The following is a 17,885-nucleotide window of genomic DNA, read 5'->3' as shown; positions in this document are numbered from 1 at the left end:
ATGCAGATCGGCCTTGGGACAGGCGCGGATTCCCGCGAGGTCGCCGGCTTCAAGGGCGGTCTGGAAGGCGGACATTGGGGCTCTCGCCAACGAAAAACGGCCGGCCCCCGGGGAACCGACCGCTCTCTTATAGTTCGAAGCACTGCTGGGCCTAGAACGGGATTTCGTCGTCCAGGTCGGCGGAGAAGTCCTCGCGCGGGCCCGAACTCTGGGCGCGGGGGGCGCCGCCTGACGAGAAGCCGCCGCGGTCGCCGCTGGAGAATCCGCCGCCCTCTTCCCGTTCGGCGTCGCCGCGGCCGTCCAGCATGGTCAGCTCACCCCGGAACTTCTGCAGCACGACCTCGGTGGAGAACTTCTCCACGCCGGACTGGTCGGCCCATTTGCGTGTCTGGATCGAGCCCTCGATGTAAACCTTGGAGCCCTTCTTCAGGTAGTTCTCGGCCACCTTCACGAGGTTCTCGTTGAAGATCACCACCCGGTGCCATTCGGTCTTTTCCTTGCGCTCGCCCGAGCTCTTGTCGCGCCAGGTTTCGGAGGTGGCGATGCGCAGATTGGCGACCCGGTCGCCCGACCCGAGACTGCGAATTTCAGGGTCGGCGCCCAGATTGCCGACCAGAATGACCTTGTTGACGCTGCCCGCCATGATGCTTTTCCTGTCTTTTCCGTAGGAGCGGACGCTCACGTCCAAGCGCGCACGCTAGACGAGCGGGATCAGCCGATCAATATTAATGTTCCGGGTTCGTTCATGTTTGACGTCCGCCGTCCACAGGCCATTGCCGCGGCCTGAAGTCGCGTAGCCTATTCGCGGGGCATGGCGCCCGGGACCGCGAGCCGGCCGTCGCCCGTGCGGACCAGGGCGACGTAGCGGTGCGCCTCCAGGGAGGGGGCGGTGAAGATCCCCTCCTTCTGGAGGAAGATGAAGTTGCCCTGATAGGCGCCGGTGATCTCGTACTGGCTGCCGCCGAGGCTGAGGAAGCGGACCCGCATGGCTTCGAGGGCCGCGGCGCAATGCTCCAGGTCGGCCTGGACGGCGGGCAGCTTGTTGTATTTCAGCGACCCGTCCTTCTGGGGCGCGACCATGTAGCAGACGCCGACGTCGCCAGGCGGGACGGTGCGTTTGGCGCAGGCGCCGAGGGCGAACAGGGCGGCGCCGAGCAGGAGAAGATTGCGAACCATGACCACAGACTACACAGGGCGATTGCGGCGCGCGAGTGGCCTTCTGACGCGTTCAAGAGTTAGAGCATTTTTCGATCCGATAACCGCGTCGCACTTATCGGAAAATGCTCTAGCCGATGCTGGAAATGGCGCAGCCGCCGCCCTGGTCGGCCAGGGTGCGGAAACTGCGGTTGTCGCCGGAAACCTCGACCTTGCCGGGCACCAGACGCAGGGTCTGGGTCATCCAGCGGCCATAGGTGGCCCCGCCGGGACGCTCGCAGCGGCCGGAAAACAGGGCCTGGACGCAGCCGTTGAGCGACAGGTCCGACGGCAGCCGGGACCAGGCGTTGCCGGCATAGCGCCAGCAGGCGCCGGTCGGGCCACCGGCGGGCGCGGCGGGCGTCATGATGTCGGTCGGCGTGGCGGCGGGCGCCGGCGGCAGGGCGGGCTCGATGGCGGCGGTCTGCACCGGCGGCAGCGGGGTCAGGACGGTGCCGGCGTCATCGGCGGCGGCCAGGGCGCCGGTGGCGTCGACGCCGACGTCCAGGGCGCCGGTGGCCACGCCGTTCTTCTTGGCGCATTCCGACAGGGTGACCTCGCCGACATACTGGCCGGCCACGAAGCAGCGGAGGGGCCGGGCGGGGTCGATGCCGCCATCGTCGGCGGTGGTGGTTTCCACCACCAGGCCGCCCTGCGACGCGGGCGGGGCCGCGTCCCTGTCGTTGCGGGTCTTGGAGACCATGCCGATGGCGATGCCGAGCCCAGCCATCAGGGCCAGGGCGCCGCCGATCAGGGCCAGCACAATCCGTCGATCATTGAACATATCCATGGCCTCTCGCTAGACCGCGCGTGTGACGGTTTCAAGCGTCCGTGATCGGCAGGCGATCTAGCCGCCGCCGCCGAGGCGGTCGAGGGCGGCCTGGTAGTTGGCGATCTGATTGGTCAGATAGGCCGGGACATTGCCGGTCGCCTTGGCCTTTTCGGCCTTCCTCTGGGCCTCCGGCGTCGCAGCTTCCTTGAGGTCCTTGTAGGCGGTGCGGATGACATTGAGGGCCGAGGCCAGTTCGGCCTTGGTGTGGGAGATCTCCTCGGCGTTGTTGAGGTTCATCGCCTTGTCCAGGCCCAGGCCGTAGAAGGTCCCCTTCCCGTCCGCCGAGGTGGTCTTGCCGTCCTTGCTGAGCACCGTGGTGCGCACCACGCCCTCGGGAATGCCGAGCAGGGCCAGGGCGTCGCGGCCGGACTTGCCCGGCGCGAACTCCAGGATGTTGCGGGGGTTTTGCGGCTTGATCTGCAGCTTGCGCTGGCCGTCCGAGGTCACGACGCTGACGTCGGCCTGGTAGTTGAGGCCGCGCTTCAGCTTGGCGACCAGGCTCTCCATGGTCTCCCCGGCCTCGATGGTGATGGTCTTGAACGTGCCGCCGTTGCCGCCCTTGACCTGGAACTGATCGCCCGGCCGCACGGCGCTGACCGCGCTGAGCTGGACGGAGTCGGTCATGTCCAGCGTGCCCTTGGGCAGGCCCAGGCGGTCGAGCGCGCTGGCCCCGGAATTGTCCACCGCGATGGCGGTGGGGGTCGCGTAGCCGTCCTTGCCGGTGAACCGGCGGGTGAAACCCGTGGCGCCGGTCTCAAGGTTGAGCTCGGTGAGGAAGCCGTCCTTCTTGCCCTTCACGTCAAGGTCGGGAAGGTCCGTGCCCGCCTGGCCGGTGAGATAGACCCGGCCCTCGGACAGGGCCATGCCGGTCACCTTGTCGTCGCCGGCGCCGCCATAATAGGCCAGCCGGTCGCCGGCGCCGGCGCTCAGGTCGGCGGAGATCCGCGCGGCGAAGGCGTCGAGGCCGCTGGTGTAGGCCCGGGTGGTGACCCCGGCCGACAGGCTGTCACCGCCGGCTGAGCCGGCGATCACCAGCTGGCCGCCGTCCAGGGCCAGGCCGGCGATGACGCCGCCCGACAGGTCGCCCAGGTCGCGGGTGGCGGTCTCGACCGGGGTCCCGCCGGAGACGTCGAAGCGATGGATGACCGCGCGGCCCGCCTCGTTGTTGGCCAGGACCAGGGAGTCACCGTCCACCACCAGGCCGCCGGGACGGTCGGAGCCTGTGGAGCCGACGCTCTGGACGAACAGGGTGGTGACCTTGTTCTTGGCGTCGGCCTTGAAGCCCTCGATATAGCTGTCCCAGCCCCCGAGCCCGGTGGTCCCGGGCAGGCTGGATTGAGCTCGACCGGCGACATAGACGCTGCCGTCGGCGCCGAAGGCGATGCTGGTGGCCTCGTCGTTCTGGCGCGCGCCGCGGCGCTCGGTCCAGAGTTCCTGGCCGTCGCCGTCCATGACGGTGACGAAGCTGTCGGACTGGGTGGCGAAGCTGCCGGTGGCGCCGGAGTTCAAGGCTCCCTCGGCCGCCCCGCTCAGGTCGCCGGTCACCTTGCCGGCGATGGCGATCTTGCCGTCGGCCGAGACGGCCAGGGCCATGCCGGTGGCGTTGGACGAGGCCCCCAAGGTGCGGGTGAACAGCAGCTTGCCGGCGGAGTCGTACTTCAGCAGGGCGACATCCTGGTCGCCCTTGATGGTCTGCCCGGACACCTTGTCGGAGACATCGGCCAGGACATAGACCGACCCGTCGGAGGCGACCTGGGTGGCGTGGACCGTGCCCACGGACTTTTCCATGTCCTTGGCCCAGATACGGCCATCGATATAGTTGGCCTCGCCGGCAGCCTGGGGCGGCGGCGTCACGTCGGCCGTGTCGGTCTGGACCTTGAGCAGCTGGCTGACGATCACCCCGTCCTTGGTGGCGGACTTGCCGTCGGGGTCGGGATTTCCGACGCTTTGGGCGAGATAGATGGCCGGCTCGGTCTTGGGCGCCGAGAAGGTCAGGGTGTCGCCGGAGTCGATGTTGAACTTCATCGCCCACTGGTCGGGATTGACGCCGACCTTGGTGGACTTGCCGCCGATCTGGATCATGCGGTCGCCGCCGGGGATTCGCAGGGACGAGACGCGGGTCCCGACCTCGGCGGCCTCCAGCTTGCTGTTGATGTAGGACAGGACGTTGGACATGTTGCGCGGCGTCGCGCCCATCTCGCCGAGGTCGATGGCGACGTCACGAATGACGTTCACCCGCTTGATCGAGATATTGAACTTCACATCGCCCTGGAAGGCGTCGATCGGCGCGCTGATGTTCCCCGACGCCAGCGGCGGCGTCGTGTAGTCGGTCTTGACGCGGTTCACGCCGACGGTGGACTTGGCCTTGTCGGCCACGGTGGCCGTGGTCAGGCGCAGTTGGTCCAGGTCGAGCTTGTCGGTATAGGCGGTGATCTCGGTCAGGCCCTTGGCGAACACCGACTGAATGCGCGCCTTATCAGTGCTGCTGAGATTCTTGGCCCCCATCTGGTCGACCACCCCGGCCAGGGTGTCGATGCCCTGATAGAGGGCGAACAGCTTCTTGTAGTCGGCGCTGGCGCCGGCGAGGTCGAGCTGGGCGGCGTCCTCGTTCACCAGCTTGCGACCCAGCATGGCGTTCTTGACCGCCGTGGTCATCAGGGACGGCGTGTTGGAGGCGGTCTGGGCGCCCGGCAGCCAGGGCGCGCTCGGGGCGTACTTCTTGGTCGGCGCCCCGCCGCCAGCCGACGTCAGAGGCACACCAGCGCGGCCCTGGTAGTAGTTCAGCAGAATGTTGGTGTCGAAGGTGATCGTCATGACCCGCCGTCCGCGAACACAGGTCCGCGACCAGACCTTCGCACGCCAGCCAATGACGAGGGGTTAAGCCACAGCGTTAAGACGACAAAGGCCCGGGCTTGGAAAGCCCGGACCTCAAGACGTTCCCGGGGTCGGGACGCGCGCAATTACTTGAACAGCGACAGGATGATCTGCGGCGCCTGGTTGGCGATTGAAAGCGCCTGGGCGCCCAGCTGCTGCTGGACCTGAAGGGCCTGCAGGTGGGCGCTTTCCTTGGCCACGTCGGCGTCCACCAGGTTGCCGATCCCGGCCTGAAGCACGTCGGTCAGCTTGGAGACGAACTTGTTGTGGTTCTCGATCTGCTTGGCCTGGGCCCCGAGGCCGCCCAGCGCCTGGTTCACGTTGCCGATCGAGGCGTCGAGGTCGATCAGCGCCTGGGTGGCGTCGGCGACGGTGTTGATCGAAGCCGTGGGCAAAATGGTGATGATGCCCATGCCCAGGCTCATGTCTTGCCCGGACAGGGTGATGTAGGCGTTCGCGTCGGCGTTGGCGAGGAAGCGAATGGAGGTGGTGGTGCCGTCCAGGATGTCGGCGCCGTCGAAGTTGGCGTTCTGACCGACCTGGGTGATCTGCCGCAGGATCGACTTGAAGTCGGCGTCCAGGGCGGTGCGGGAATTGGCGTCCAGCGAGGGGTCCTGGGCGGAAACCACCTTTTCCTTCAGCTGAACGAGGAGGTCGGAGATCGACTCGCCCGCCGCCATGGAGACTTCGGCGATGGACTGGGCCCGGTCCAGGCTCATCTTCACCGCCGAGAGGGCGCCAATGTCGGCGCGCTGCCCCTGGGCGATGGACCAGACCGAGGCGTTGTCCTTGGCGTTCGCGATCGACAGGCCCGTATTGATACGGTTCTGAACGTCGCTCAGCTCGTCGTTGGTCTTGTTCAGGTTCTGCAGCGCGACGAGCGCAGACTTGTTGGTATGAACGCTGATTGACACTACCCGGCCTCCTTGGCGCGCCCGGCCCCTTCAATCGGCTCTTTTCACGAGTCGTTGGGGCCGGTCTTCCTGCGCTGGAAGCTATGGAATCATGGTGTCCAGAAGGTTAACGCCCATATGCGAGCGCCTGCCGACCGGGTTCCCGGGGCAGTGAGACCTTGCAGATTCAGAGGCTGTGGAGCCTCGTCAGACCTTGGCGCGGATGACCGTGCCGGCGGCGTAGTCCTCTTCCTCACGCATCTTCAGGAGTTCCTCCCTCGGATACTGCGCCACAATGTCACCGGTCCGCCGGTCGACTGTCTTGTAGACATAGGAGCCGGCCTGTTCCTCGATGATCAGACGGAAGTCCGCCTGACTTTCGTCCCCGGCCGCGATCCTGACCGCGAGCGGTGCGGGCGCGGCGTGAACCTGAGGGTGCTGGTTGAGGGTCTGGTCGGTGATTGACGCCAGTTTCGTAGCCTTGGTTTCCATTTCTCCCTGCGTTGACGGGGGCTACCCGTGAACGTCCCTGCTTGACCGAAGTCGGCGGGGAGGATTTCGCCCTCCCCGCCGGGTCCGGCCGGTGACGAGGCGTCGCCGCCTCGAGCGCCTGCTTAGCCGCGGAAGAGGCTGAGCAGACCCGAAGACGAGCTGTTGGCGATCGACAGCGCCTGGACGCCCAGCTGCTGCTTGGTCTGCAGCGAGGTGAGGCGGGCGCTTTCCTTGGCCAGGTCGGCGTCGACGAGGTTGCCCACCCCGGCGTCGATCGAGTCTTGCAGTTTGCCGATGAAGGTCAGGTGGGCGCCGAGCGACTTGGAGCCCGTACCCATCTTCGACAGAGCGGTCGAGACCGTGGTGATCGCTGTACCGACGGTGGCGATCATGGCCGCGGCTGTCGTCTGGGTCGAGATCGAGCCCGTGCTCAAACCGATGCCGGCCAGGGACAGGTCCTGGGCCTGGACCGTGATCTTCGAGCTGCCGTCGTCATTGGCCAGGGCGGCGATGGTGGTGCCGGTGGCGCTGATCATGTTCACGCCGTTGAAGGTGGCGTTCGAAACCGACTTCGCGATCTGGTCGCGCATGGCGTTGAAGTCGTCGTTCAGGGCGGTCCGCGACGCCGTATCCAGGCTGGAGTCTGACGCCGCCAAGGCCTTTTCCTTCATCTGTAGAAGCAGATCGGAGACGGCTTCGCCACCGGCGATGGCCACGTCCACGGTCGACTGCGAGCGCTGAAGGGAGTCCTTGACCGCATTCAGGGAGCCGGAGGTGGCGCGTTGGTTCTGAGCGATGGCCCAGATGGCGCCGTTGTCCTTCGCCGAGGCGATCTTCTTGCCGGTGTTGACGCGGTTTTGAACCGTCATCAGGTCGGCGTTCGTGGCGTTGAGGTTCTGAAGGGCGACCATCGCCCCGACGTTGGTGTTGACGCTATTCGGCATCAGAGGTGTCCTTGTTCTCAGGTCACCGGTCTGCGTTTTGCTGACCGCAGGCATTTTTGCCCACGTGGTTAAAAGCAAGTTTCAGGCCAAGGTCAGACCATCGGCCACGAGCCATCGGCCCGCCACAAGATATTGAAATGGTTGGATTAAACCCTTGTTAGGGACGTTTGCGCACGGCAGGACTTGCCTACCTCAACGGCGCTCGGGCAGAAATTGCCGACCTCATGCGGCAAACGGCGCCCAGCAGTTCAAAGAGCTCGCCGGGCGGGGCCACCCCTTACGGGGGGCGCCCGCCCGGCGCAGCGACCAACTAGCTGCGGAACAGAGACATGATCGTCTGTGGCATCTGATTGGCGATCGACAGCGCTTGGACACCGAGTTGCTGCTTCGTCTGCAGCGAGGTGAGCCTTGCGCTCTCCTTGGCAAGATCGGCATCGACGAGGTTGCCCACGCCGGCGTCGACCGCGTCCTGTAGCTTGTTGATGAAGGTGAGGTGATTGGCGAGCGATTTGGAACCGGTGCCGAGCTTTGACAGAGCGGTCGAGACATTCGCGATAGCGGTCCCGACCGAAGCAATCATCAGCACAGCGCCTGCTTGGGTCCCAATGGAATCGGTCGACAGCAGCCCCACCGCGCTCCCGGGCGTGTCGAGGGACATATCCTGAGCCAGAACCGTGAGCCGGGAAGTCCCAGACTCATCGGCAAGGGCCGAGATTGTCACCGCACCACTCGGGAGGGCTCCGTTCAACATATTCACGCCGTTGAACGATGCGTTGCCGACCGCTTTCTGGATCTGGTCGCGCAGGGCCATGAAGTCTTCGTTCAGGGCATTGCGAGACGCGCTATCCAGGCTGCTGTCGGAGGACGCGAGAGCCTTTTCCTTCATCTGAAGCAGAAGGTCCGAAACCGTCTCCCCACCAGCGATGGCGACGTCGACCGTGGATTGACTGCGTTGCAGTGAATCCCGGACGGCGTTCAACGATCCGGACGCTGCGCGCTGGTTCTGAGCAATAGCCCAGATAGCGCCGTTGTCCTTGGCGTTCGCCACCTTCTTGCCAGTGTTGATGCGGTTCTGAGCCATCGCCAGGTCGGAGTTGGTCGCATTGAGGTTTTGGAGCGCGACCATCGCGCCCACGTTGGTGTTCACCGAATTATACGGCATTTGGGATCCTTCCATTCTGGTCGGGAGAGAGTTTGCGGCTTTTGCCTGCGGGGCGGGTTTTTCGCCTTGCCAACACTCTCGCAAGCGACGGGCCAGTTCAGGCCGCGCGTTCACTTTTTAACATCATGATTTTATTGATGAAAATATCGCCTCTCGGAGAGGCGAATTAATCATACCGGGGATGATTTGCCGCCCCGGCATGACTTGCCGGGAGGAAAGCAACGCCCCGTCCGGCAGGACTCGATTCTGCCTAGTGGAGCAAGATGCTTGCTGGGGCGTCGCAGTCTGCCCGCTACCAGCCCATGTCCGAAACGGTGGACGCGCTGTCGACCGCAACCTCGAAGACGTTCAGGTCACGGACGAAGAGCGAGGTGCACCACTCGAGCTTGTTCACCGGTCCGGGACCGTAATAGTCGATCCGGCGGAAGCCCGCGGCGTGCAGCATCTGGTAGGCGGCGTTGTACTGCCAGCGGTCGGAGTTATCGAAGACGATGAAGCCACCCGGCTTCAGGTGCGAGATCGCCACCCAGGTGCTCAGGACCCTGGCCATTCCGTCGATGACGATGACGTCGAAGTGCGCCTTGGGGAAGGCCATGATCTCGGTGGCGTAGGCGACGAACTCCTCCGACATCAGGCCGTGCAACCTGTTGTGCGCCTCCTTTGGCGACAGTGGCAGACTGGGCGGATCGGCGAAGAAGGGCGCCACCGCCGCACGGCGGACCTCGTCGACCGCATCGTCCATCTCGCGGACGACGATCCTGAGGTTGGCTTGCGCGCCCTCGGCCACGTGGGCGGCCCAGTGGCTGTCGTGCTCGACACTGGTGACCTCCGCGACCTTGCCCGACCACCAGAGGGATGATCCGCCACAACCGTATTCGAACACCTTGAACTCGGGCCGGACGATCCGCGAAAGCTGGACGAAGGCGGGGTAGGTGATCCAGGGGACCACGCCATCCTTGTTGCGCGGAATGCCGTCCAGGCTCTCAAACCAGCCACGCGTCTCAAGATAGCCCTGCGCGAACTGGTAGATGTGGGTGTTCAGGTCGGCGTGTTGCTTGATGTCCATCTGCGACTGCCCCTGAACCCTTGACCGAACTAGGCCGCGCCGCTTTTCAGCAGGCCGTCGAAATAGGCGATGGTGCGGGTCAGGCCCTGCTCCAGGGCGATGGTCGGCCGCCAGTCATCCAGCAGGGTGCGGGCCTTGGAGATGTCGGGCTGGCGCTGCTTGGGATCGTCGGATGGCAGGGGCTGGTAGGTGATCTTCGAGGCCGAGCCCGTCTGGGCCACCACCATTTCGGCCAGGGCCTTGATGGTGAACTCCCCGGGATTGCCCAGATTGATCGGGCCGGTGACCTCGTCGCCGGTGTTCATCAGCCGGATGAAGCCCTCCACCAGATCATCGACATAGCAGAAGGATCTCGTCTGCAGGCCCTCGCCGTAGAGGGTGATGGGCTCGCCCCTCAGGGCCTGCATGATGAAGTTGGAGACCACGCGGCCGTCATTGGGATGCATGCGCGGGCCATAGGTGTTGAAGATCCGCGCCACCTTGATCTGCAGTTTGTGCTGGCGGTGGTAGTCGAAGAACAGGGTCTCGGCGCAGCGCTTTCCCTCGTCGTAGCAGGAGCGGATGCCGATGGGGTTCACATTGCCCCAGTACTCCTCCACCTGCGGATGGATGGTGGGATCGCCATAGACCTCGCTGGTGGAGGCCTGGAAGATCTTGGCCTTCCGGCGCTTGGCCAGGCCCAGCATGTTGATGGCCCCGTGGACGCTGGTCTTGGTCGTCTGGACGGGGTCGAGCTGGTAGTGGATCGGCGAGGCCGGGCAGGCCAGGTTGTAGATCTCGTCCACCTCGGCGAAGAGCGGGAAGGTCACGTCGTGACGCATCAGCTCGAAGTTCGGATTGGCCAGCAGGTGGGCCACGTTGCGCCGCGAGCCCGTGTAGTAGTTGTCGACGCACAGGACCTCGTGACCCGCCTCGATCAGGCGTTCGCAAAGATGCGAGCCGACAAATCCGGCGCCGCCGGTCACTAAAATCCGCTTCATATCCGTCCGGTCCGTTTCAGCCGCCGAACCTAGACTGAGTCTTGGGGCCCGTGGGTCCAGGCGTCACTGCGCGGCGGCGCCCTCCCCCACCCCTTCCAGGCTGGAGGTGTCGAAGCCGTGGAACAGGGACAGGAAGCGGAACGGATTGGCCTGATAGGACGGGTACATCACGTTGTTGATGTCGGTCGTCGTGTCGAAGTAGGCAAGCGTTGGCGAGGCGCCCCGGGCCCGCAGGTGGTGGCGGGCGAAGATCAGGGCGACCTGGTCGATCCAGCGGGTCACCGCGGGCCGGGCGAGCTCGCGTCCGATATAGTCACGCAGGAAGGCCAGGAAGACCTGGGCGTCCGCCGTGGGGTTCACCAGCAGCAGGTTGGCGGTCAGACGGGAGCCGGCGTTGAAGCTGATCTCGTTCTCATTGAACATTACATCGGCGGGCGCGGCGCGTGCCAGCAGGTCGGCGACGCCACGCTGCAGGATCAGATCGATGTCGGAGACGAAGACCGGACGTTCGAGGCGCGCCAGCAGGGTACCGAGGCGCTGGAACCGCACGCATTGGAAGTGGGCGACCGGGCGGGCGATGAAGCCCTTGGGCGGGGCGTCATAGACCTTGGTGGTCACCGCCGCGGCGTCGAAGTCGTCGCCGGCGAAGATCAGTCGCTCGTCGCTGATCCCGACCCCGGCCGCGATGGCCGCCAAGCGGTCCTTGCCGCCGATCACGTGGATGACGATCAGGCTCGGGACATCGGCGTATTTGAGCACCGAAAGCGCGTACCAGCGGGCGTAGAGGTCGACATAGGTCTCGTCGGCGGCGGCGAAGAACACCGCCCGGGCGCCCAGGCGATCGGCCGCGGCGCGCACGCCGTTCCAATCAAGGGCGCCGCCGGTGGACGACACGAAGGCGAGCTCGGACTCGGGGGCCGGGGTTGGGGTCGGGGCGTTGACCGCCGCCAGGTCCACGGCGTCCAGCAGCAGCCGGTAGTGCTTATGCCAGCCCTCCCACTCCGACCCGGGCTCCACCACCACCTCCAGCGCGGCCGCGGCGGCTAGAAGTGTGACGATCTGGGTCTCGCTGTCGGGGGTCAGCGGCCGGCAGAGGATCAGGCTGACCACGTCATGGATGTCGCGCAGACGCAGCAGCGGGTGCAGGTCACCGGGGGCCAGCGCCAGGGCCATCTTCTCGGCGATCTCGGCCAGGGCCGGGTCAGCGGGGGCGGGGGCCGGAGCTGGCGCGGCGGGGGGCAAGGTGCGATTGGCGGCGGCCATGACAATCTGGGCGACGTGGTTGGTGGGATCGACCTTCAGCAGGGCGCGGGCGTAGCGCTCCACCTCGCCCCAGCGCCTGAGCACCTGGTTGCAGCTCATGGCGGCGGTCAGCATCGGCTCGCTGTTGGGGATCAGGGCCACGAGGGCCGCGGCGTACTTCTCGGCCTCGACCGTCTCGCCGGCCTCGAGGTGGGCGTTGAACTTGCCGATCGCCGGCATGGCGCGGGTCTGGATCTCCTCCAGCAAGCTGTTGGGATTGGCCCTGCCCTGCCGGATGAAGCGCAGGGCGCGCAGGACATCCAGGATCCGGTCCTGGGCGGTGTATATCTCGATCAGGGCCCACAGGGCCGGCTCGTCGTGCGGACGCAGGGCGATCAGATTTTCAAAGACCGTCTGGGCGTCGCTCGTGCGGCCCTCGGCGGCCAGGGCCTGGCCCAGCTGGAACAGGGCCTGGGTCGCGGCGCTGGCCCGCTTGCTGCGGCGCTCAAACAGCACGTCGATCTGCAGCAGGCCGTTCTGGCGTACGTCGTCCAGGCGATGGAACTCGACGATCTCTGAGCAGTGGAAGCCCATGGTGTCGAGTTGAGCGAACACATCCTCGGCCTTGGCGCCGCCGATATTGTACTCGACCATCGAGACCTCGAGCAGGATGTAGTCGGCCTGCGCCAGGACGGCGGCCCCGCCCTTCAGCACGTCGACCTCGGCGCCCTGGGTGTCGATCTTCACGAAGTCAAAGCGGCGGCCGGCGAACAGGTCGTCGATCCGCACCTTGGGCACGGCGTGCTTGAGAACCTTCTCCTCGCTGAAATAATGGGTGTCCTCGCGGTAGAGAGAGACACCGGTGGACTGCAGCCAGTCCTTACTGAGGAACAGCTCGGCGACGCCCGCCTGGTCGGAGGCGGCCACCATGTGCCGTTCGAAGCCCAGCTTCACCAGCTCGGGTTCGCAATAGGGATTGGGCTCCACCAGGATCGGGACGCAATCTGGAAAGACCTGCAGGAACCCCTCGGTGAAGCCGCCGACATTGGCGCCGACATCCAGCATGGAGGCCGGTTCATAGCCCTGGTCGCGGAGCTGTTCGAGAACCTTCCGGGTCATGCGTCTTCCAGTTCAGGCGCACGCAGGCGCGGGGGCGGTCAGTCGGCCGCGGCGCGGCGCAGGCGGGCCTGGGGTTCGGACGCCGGCGGCTCGCCCTCGGCCAGGGCGATGTCCTGCTGGGTCCACACGCGCGCGTCGGGGGGAATGGGCCGGGCCAGGTGGCGGCGGGCCAACTTGGCCTTGTAGAGACCATGGTAGTCCTCGATGGCCAGGATCTCCTGGCCCTCGTGATCATGATCCACGCCGGCCCTCATATAGGCGTCGAGATTGGTGAGGTCTGGGCGCGGCAGGGCGCCCTGCTGATAGTCCACCACCATGGTCGCGTAGAGGTCCTCCAGGCTGCTCACCAGCTTCTCCATGTTGAAGAGGTCGCAGGTGTCGCGGTTGGCCTCGAGCTGGGCCTTGTAGGCCGCGATCTGCGCGCGGTCCTGGCCCAGGGCGACGGCGCGCTCGACGTATTCGTCCGGGCTGGCGCAGACCAGATCCACCAGGCCGGACGCCCGCACCAGGCTGCCGCAGACCCGGGCGGCGAAGCCACGGCCCGAGAGGGTGACCATCGGCACCCCCATCCACAGGGCGTCCGAGGCGGTGGTGTGGGCGCCATAGGCGCCAGTGTCGAGGAACAGGTCGGCCAGGGGGTAGCGGGCCAGGTGCAGAGCGTTGTGCAGCTTGGGGGCGAAGATCAGGCGCTCGGCGGCCACCCCCTGCCCCGCCGCGAAGGCCAGCAGGCGGGCATGGGTCTCTCCGGTGCTCTCCAGCAGCCAGAGCACGCTGCCCTCCACCCGCTTCAGGATGGTCAGCCAGCGCTCGAAGGTGGCGCGGCTGATCTTCTGGGCGCCGTTGAAGCAGCAGAAGACGAAGGCGTCGTCGGGCAGTCCGGCCTCGGCCCGGGTCGGACGCTCGGCCGCCACCACCCGCTTGCGGTCGTTGGGCTGGTAGCAGGGCAGCCGCACGACCTTCTCGGAATAGTAGATCTCCGAGCCGGGCGGCACGATCCAGCCGTCGGCGATGATGTAGTGGTGGTAGGGGCTGCCCATGGTGCCGGGATAGCCCAGCCAGTTGACCTGGATGGGGGCCGGGCGCAGGGCGAAGACGCCGGTGCGGCACTCGCGGGTGTGTCCGTTGACGTCCACCAGGATGTCGATGCCGTCCGCGGCGATCTTCGCGGCCGCCTGGGCGTCGCTCAGCGGCCGGATGTCAGTCCAGTGCTCCACCGCCGCGCGGGTGCGCAGGCTCAGGGCGTCCACCGAGGGGATGCCGCAGTAGTAGGCGAAGACCTCGACCTTGGCCTTGTCGTGCAGCTCCCACAGCTCGGCCATCAGATAGCCCACCGCGTGGTCGCGCAGGTCCGAGGAGATGTAGCCCACCCGCAGGCGGCGGCCCTGGACGTCGATGGGAGCGTGCCGGCGATCCTCGCCGGCCGCGGCCAGGGGCGTCTCGGCGGTCAGCCCGACATAGCGCGCGGCCGCGGCCAGCTGCAGCAGGGGGTCGTCGGTATAGGCCGCCATGGAGAGGGGGTGGATGTTGGTGACCAGGTCAGCGCTCTCCAGGCCCGGCAGCGGCTCCACCACCGGCCATTTGCACTGGACCAGCCGCATGGCCAGGTACTGCTCGATCACGTCCCGCTGGGTGGGGTCGAGGGTCAGGGTCTCGCGCAGGACCTGTTCGGCGGCCTCGATCTTCTGGGTGTCGGCGAGGATGCGGGCCAGCTGCTTGAGGGTCGACAGCTTGTAGCCGAACCCCTGGCCGGTGATGGCGGAGACCTTCTGCAGGGCCGTCTGCCACAGGGCGATGGCCTCGTCGGGCTGGCCGCTGCGCTCCAGCACGCCGCCGAGGTTGATGTAGCCCGGCATGAAGTCCGGATCGAGGGTGATGGCGGCGGTCAGGGCCTCTATGGCGCCGGGAAGGTCGCCGGACTGGGTCTGCAGGCAGCCGCGGTTGAAGTGGGCGACATAGAGCTGCGGATGGGTGGGATTGAGCGCGCCCCAGACCTTGTAGAGTTGCTGGGCCAGATCGCCCCTGCCCGCCCCGCTCAGCGCATTGGCGGTATTGATCAACTCGGCCAGACCGAGGGTCTCCGCCGTGGCCTTCTGCAGCGCTGCGAGGAAGAGATCCTGGGACATTATGGTCTCGCGCTTGCCCTTCCAGCCGTGCCGAACCCGCTCGGCCGGCGACTCGGCCAGGGGATCCCGTCAGCCTGTTGTGGCGCCTCCGGGGCCTGGGTTCCAGACCAGGAACCGCAATGCGACCATCCGCGCCGGACCCGAAGGCCCGGCGCGGAAGCTCACGCCCACCTCGGTCAGGTGGAGGCGATGTAGGCTGCGACCTGATCGTTATCCAGGCTCTGGACCTGGGTGGCGGTCATCGCGTTCAGCAGGGTGGCGTCCATGCCCGAGATGCTGGTCGCCGACAGTCCATCGAGCTGGGTGGCGGTAAGCCCGGTGATCTGGGTCGTTGCGAGCGCGTTGGCCTGGGTCGCATCGAAGCCGGCGATGACGGTGGCCGACAGCGCCCCGATCTGGGTCGAGGTCAGGGCCGCGAACTGGGTGGTGGCCAGCTCGCCGACGTCGGTGGTGGACAGGCCCCTCAGCTGGGTGGTGGTGAGGGCCTTGACCTGGGTGGTGCTCAGGGCCGCGGTCTGGGTCGAGTCGAGGGCGGAGACCGCCGTCGCTGTCAGGCCGGGGATCTGGGCCGCCGTCAGGGCCGCGATCTGGGTGTCGGCGAACTCCGCCACATCGGTGACGTTCAGGCCCGAAAGCTGGGTCGCGGTCAGGCCCTTCACCTGGGTGGTGGAGAGCGCCTGGAACTGGGTCGTATCGAGCGACGAGATGTTCGTCGCCGTCAGCGCCCCAAGTTGCGCCGCCGACAGGGCGTTGATCTGGGTCGAGTTCAGATCGCCGAAGTCCGTCGTGCTCAGGGTCTTCAACTGGGTGGTGGTCAGGCCCGCGACCTGGGTCGTGGAGATCGCACCCACCTGGGTGGCGTCCAGGGTCGAGAGGCTGGTGGCCGACAGGGCCCCGATCTGCGCCGCGGAGAGAGCCTCGATCTGGGTCGTGTCCAGGGCTCCGATATTGGTGGCGGTCAGAGCCGCGAACTGGCTGGCGCTGAGGGCCCCGATCTGGGTGGCGGCGAACTCGCCGATATCGGTGGTGGAGAGGCCGGCGAGCTGGCTGGTGGCCAGCGCCTTCACCTGGGTGGTGGAGAGCGCCGCCACCTGGATGGCGTCCAGGGCCGAGAGTCCCGTGGCCGTCAGAGCCGAGACCTGGGCCGTGCTCAGCGCGCCCACCTGGGTCGCGGTGAATTCGCCGATGTCGGTGGTCTGCAGGCTCCTCAACTGGGTGACGGTGAGGCCCTTCACCTGGGTGGTGGAGAGCGCCGCGACCTGGGTGGAGTCGAGGCTGGAGAGGTTGGTGCTGGTCAGGGCGCCGACCTGGCTCGCCGACAGCGCCCCGATCTGGGTCGAGGTCAGCTCGCCGAAGTCGGTTGCCGAGAGGTTGGCCACTTGGCTGGTGGTCAGGGCGCCGACCTGGGTGGTGGTCAGGGAGGCGGTCTGTGTGGCGTCGAGAGCCGACAGGGCTTCCCTGGTCAGGGCCGAGATCTGGGTGGTGGCCAGGGCGGCGATCTGGGTGTTGTCCAGGCTCTGAATGCTGGTGGCCGAGAGGGCGCCGATCTGGGCCGCGGTCAGGCCGCCGACCTGGGTCGCCGACAGTTCACCGACGTCGGTGGTGTCGAGTCCTCTCAGCTGGGTCCCGTTCAGGCCGCGGACCTGGGTGACGGAGAGCGCCGCCACCTGGGTCTGGTCGAGGGCCGAGATGTTGGTGGCCGTCAGGGAGCCCAGCTGGGTCGGGCTCAGGGCGCCGATCTGATCTGCGGAGAGTTCGCCGATGTCGGTGACGTTGAGGCCGGTCAGCTGGGTCGTGGTCATGCCCTTCACCTGGGTGGTGGAGAGGGCCGCAACCTGAGTGGCGTCCAGAGCGGAGAAGGCGTTGGCCGTCAGGGCGCCGACCTGGTTCGCCGCCAGGGCGCCGATCTGGGTCGAGGTGAATTCGCCGATATCGGTCGCCGACAGCGCGCTTAGCTGGGTCGTCGCCAGACCCTTGACCTGGGTCGTGGAGAGGCCGCCCACCAGGGTGGCGTCCAGGCTGGCCAGGTTGGTGGCCGTCAGGGCGCCGAGCTGACCCGCCGAGAGCGAGCCGATCTGGGTCGAGGTCAGCTCACCGAAGTCGGTGGTGGACATCGACCGCAGCTGGGTCGCGGTCAGGCCAGCCACCTGGGTGGTGGTCAGGGCGCCGGTCTGAGTGGCGTCCAGGGCCGAGAGGTTGGTCGCCGAGAGCGAACCGATCTGTGCCGCCGTCAGGGCGCCGACTTGGGTGGCGTCCAGGGCGGTGATGTTGGTGGTGGTCAGGGCGCCGAGCTGGCTGCTGGTGAGCGCCCCCACCTGTGCGCCGGTGAACTGCCCGATGTCGGTGCTGTCCAGACCCCGGATCTGGGTCGTGGTCAGGGCCTTGACCTGTGTGGTCGACAGCGCGGCGGTCTGGGTGGCGTCCAGGGCCGCGATGCCGGTGGAGGTCACGGCCGCGATCTGTGCCGTGCTGAGCGCCGAGATCTGGGTGGCGGTGAATTCGGCCACGTCGGTTCCGCTCAGCGCCGAAAGCTGGGTCGTGGCCAGACCCTTGACCTGGGTGGTCGACAGCGTTGCGACCTGGGTGGCGTCCAGCGAACCGATGTTGGTGGCGGTGATCGCCCCCAACTGGGCCGCCGACAGGGCGTTGATCTGGGTCGAGGTCAGCTCCCCGAAGTCAGTGGTGGAAAGCCCCTTCATCTGGGTCGTCGTGAGACCGCCCACCTGGGTGGTGGTCAGGCCGCCGATCTGGGTGGCGTCCAGGCCCGACAGGCTGGTGTTGGACAGGGCGCCGACCTGGGCGGCCGTCAGGGCGCCGAGCTGAGTCGAGTCCAGGCTCCCCAGGCTGGTGGAGGACAGGGCGCCGATCTGCGCCGCCGACATGGCGCCGATCTGGGTCGAGGACAGTTCGGCCACATCGGTGGTGTCCAGGGCCCTGAGCTGGGTCGTGGATAGCGCCTTAACC

At 66.7% G+C, this 17,885-nt stretch carries 13 protein-coding genes; all 13 read right to left on the bottom strand.

Annotated features, from left to right (window positions below):
• Positions 1-151 precede the first annotated feature (151 nt).
• Positions 152-643, bottom strand: coding sequence for a single-stranded DNA-binding protein (ssb, locus tag RMO97_RS13500; protein WP_304821064.1), 492 nt, complete (start codon positions 641-643; stop codon positions 152-154).
• A 155-nt stretch (positions 644-798) separates the two neighbouring features.
• The gene (locus RMO97_RS13495) at positions 799-1,176 is read right to left on the bottom strand and encodes a hypothetical protein (RefSeq protein WP_310541574.1); all 378 of its coding nucleotides are present in this window, start codon (positions 1,174-1,176) and stop codon (positions 799-801) included.
• A gap of 109 nt (positions 1,177-1,285) precedes the next feature.
• On the bottom strand, positions 1,286-1,984 hold the full coding sequence (locus tag RMO97_RS13490) for a hypothetical protein (protein WP_310541573.1): 699 nt from the start codon (positions 1,982-1,984) through the stop codon (positions 1,286-1,288).
• A 57-nt stretch (positions 1,985-2,041) separates the two neighbouring features.
• On the bottom strand, positions 2,042-4,840 hold the full coding sequence (locus RMO97_RS13485; RefSeq protein WP_310541572.1) for a hypothetical protein: 2,799 nt from the start codon (positions 4,838-4,840) through the stop codon (positions 2,042-2,044).
• A gap of 146 nt (positions 4,841-4,986) precedes the next feature.
• Positions 4,987-5,814, bottom strand: a complete 828-nt coding sequence (locus RMO97_RS13480; RefSeq protein WP_310541570.1) for a flagellin — start codon at positions 5,812-5,814, stop codon at positions 4,987-4,989.
• Between the two features lie 186 nt (positions 5,815-6,000).
• A complete protein-coding gene (locus RMO97_RS13475; protein WP_310541569.1) occupies positions 6,001-6,285 on the bottom strand; it encodes a hypothetical protein in 285 nt (94 codons plus the stop codon).
• 122 nt (positions 6,286-6,407) lie between these two features.
• Entirely contained in the window at positions 6,408-7,232 is an 825-nt protein-coding gene (locus RMO97_RS13470) for a flagellin (protein WP_305703408.1), read from the bottom strand.
• Positions 7,233-7,539: 307 nt separating this feature from the next.
• On the bottom strand, positions 7,540-8,391 hold the full coding sequence (locus tag RMO97_RS13465; protein ID WP_310541568.1) for a flagellin: 852 nt from the start codon (positions 8,389-8,391) through the stop codon (positions 7,540-7,542).
• Between the two features lie 292 nt (positions 8,392-8,683).
• Positions 8,684-9,457 carry a hypothetical protein gene (locus RMO97_RS13460; RefSeq protein WP_310541567.1) on the bottom strand — a complete coding sequence of 258 codons (774 nt, stop codon included), beginning with the start codon at positions 9,455-9,457 and terminating at the stop codon, positions 8,684-8,686.
• Between the two features lie 29 nt (positions 9,458-9,486).
• The gene (locus RMO97_RS13455; RefSeq protein ID WP_310541566.1) at positions 9,487-10,437 is read right to left on the bottom strand and encodes an SDR family oxidoreductase; all 951 of its coding nucleotides are present in this window, start codon (positions 10,435-10,437) and stop codon (positions 9,487-9,489) included.
• Positions 10,438-10,500: 63 nt separating this feature from the next.
• Positions 10,501-12,798: an FkbM family methyltransferase gene (locus tag RMO97_RS13450; protein WP_310541565.1), complete on the bottom strand. Its 2,298-nt coding sequence runs from the start codon at positions 12,796-12,798 to the stop codon at positions 10,501-10,503.
• Between the two features lie 38 nt (positions 12,799-12,836).
• Positions 12,837-14,921, bottom strand: a complete 2,085-nt coding sequence (locus RMO97_RS13445; RefSeq protein ID WP_310541564.1) for a tetratricopeptide repeat protein — start codon at positions 14,919-14,921, stop codon at positions 12,837-12,839.
• 176 nt (positions 14,922-15,097) lie between these two features.
• Positions 15,098-17,885, bottom strand: a 2,788-nt coding sequence (locus RMO97_RS13440; RefSeq protein ID WP_409035316.1) for a beta strand repeat-containing protein, incomplete at its 5' end; no start/stop codon positions are given.

Source organism: Phenylobacterium sp., assembly GCF_031425575.1.
Lineage (GTDB): Bacteria > Pseudomonadota > Alphaproteobacteria > Caulobacterales > Caulobacteraceae > Phenylobacterium.
This window is presented reverse-complemented; position numbering and strand designations above follow the sequence as displayed.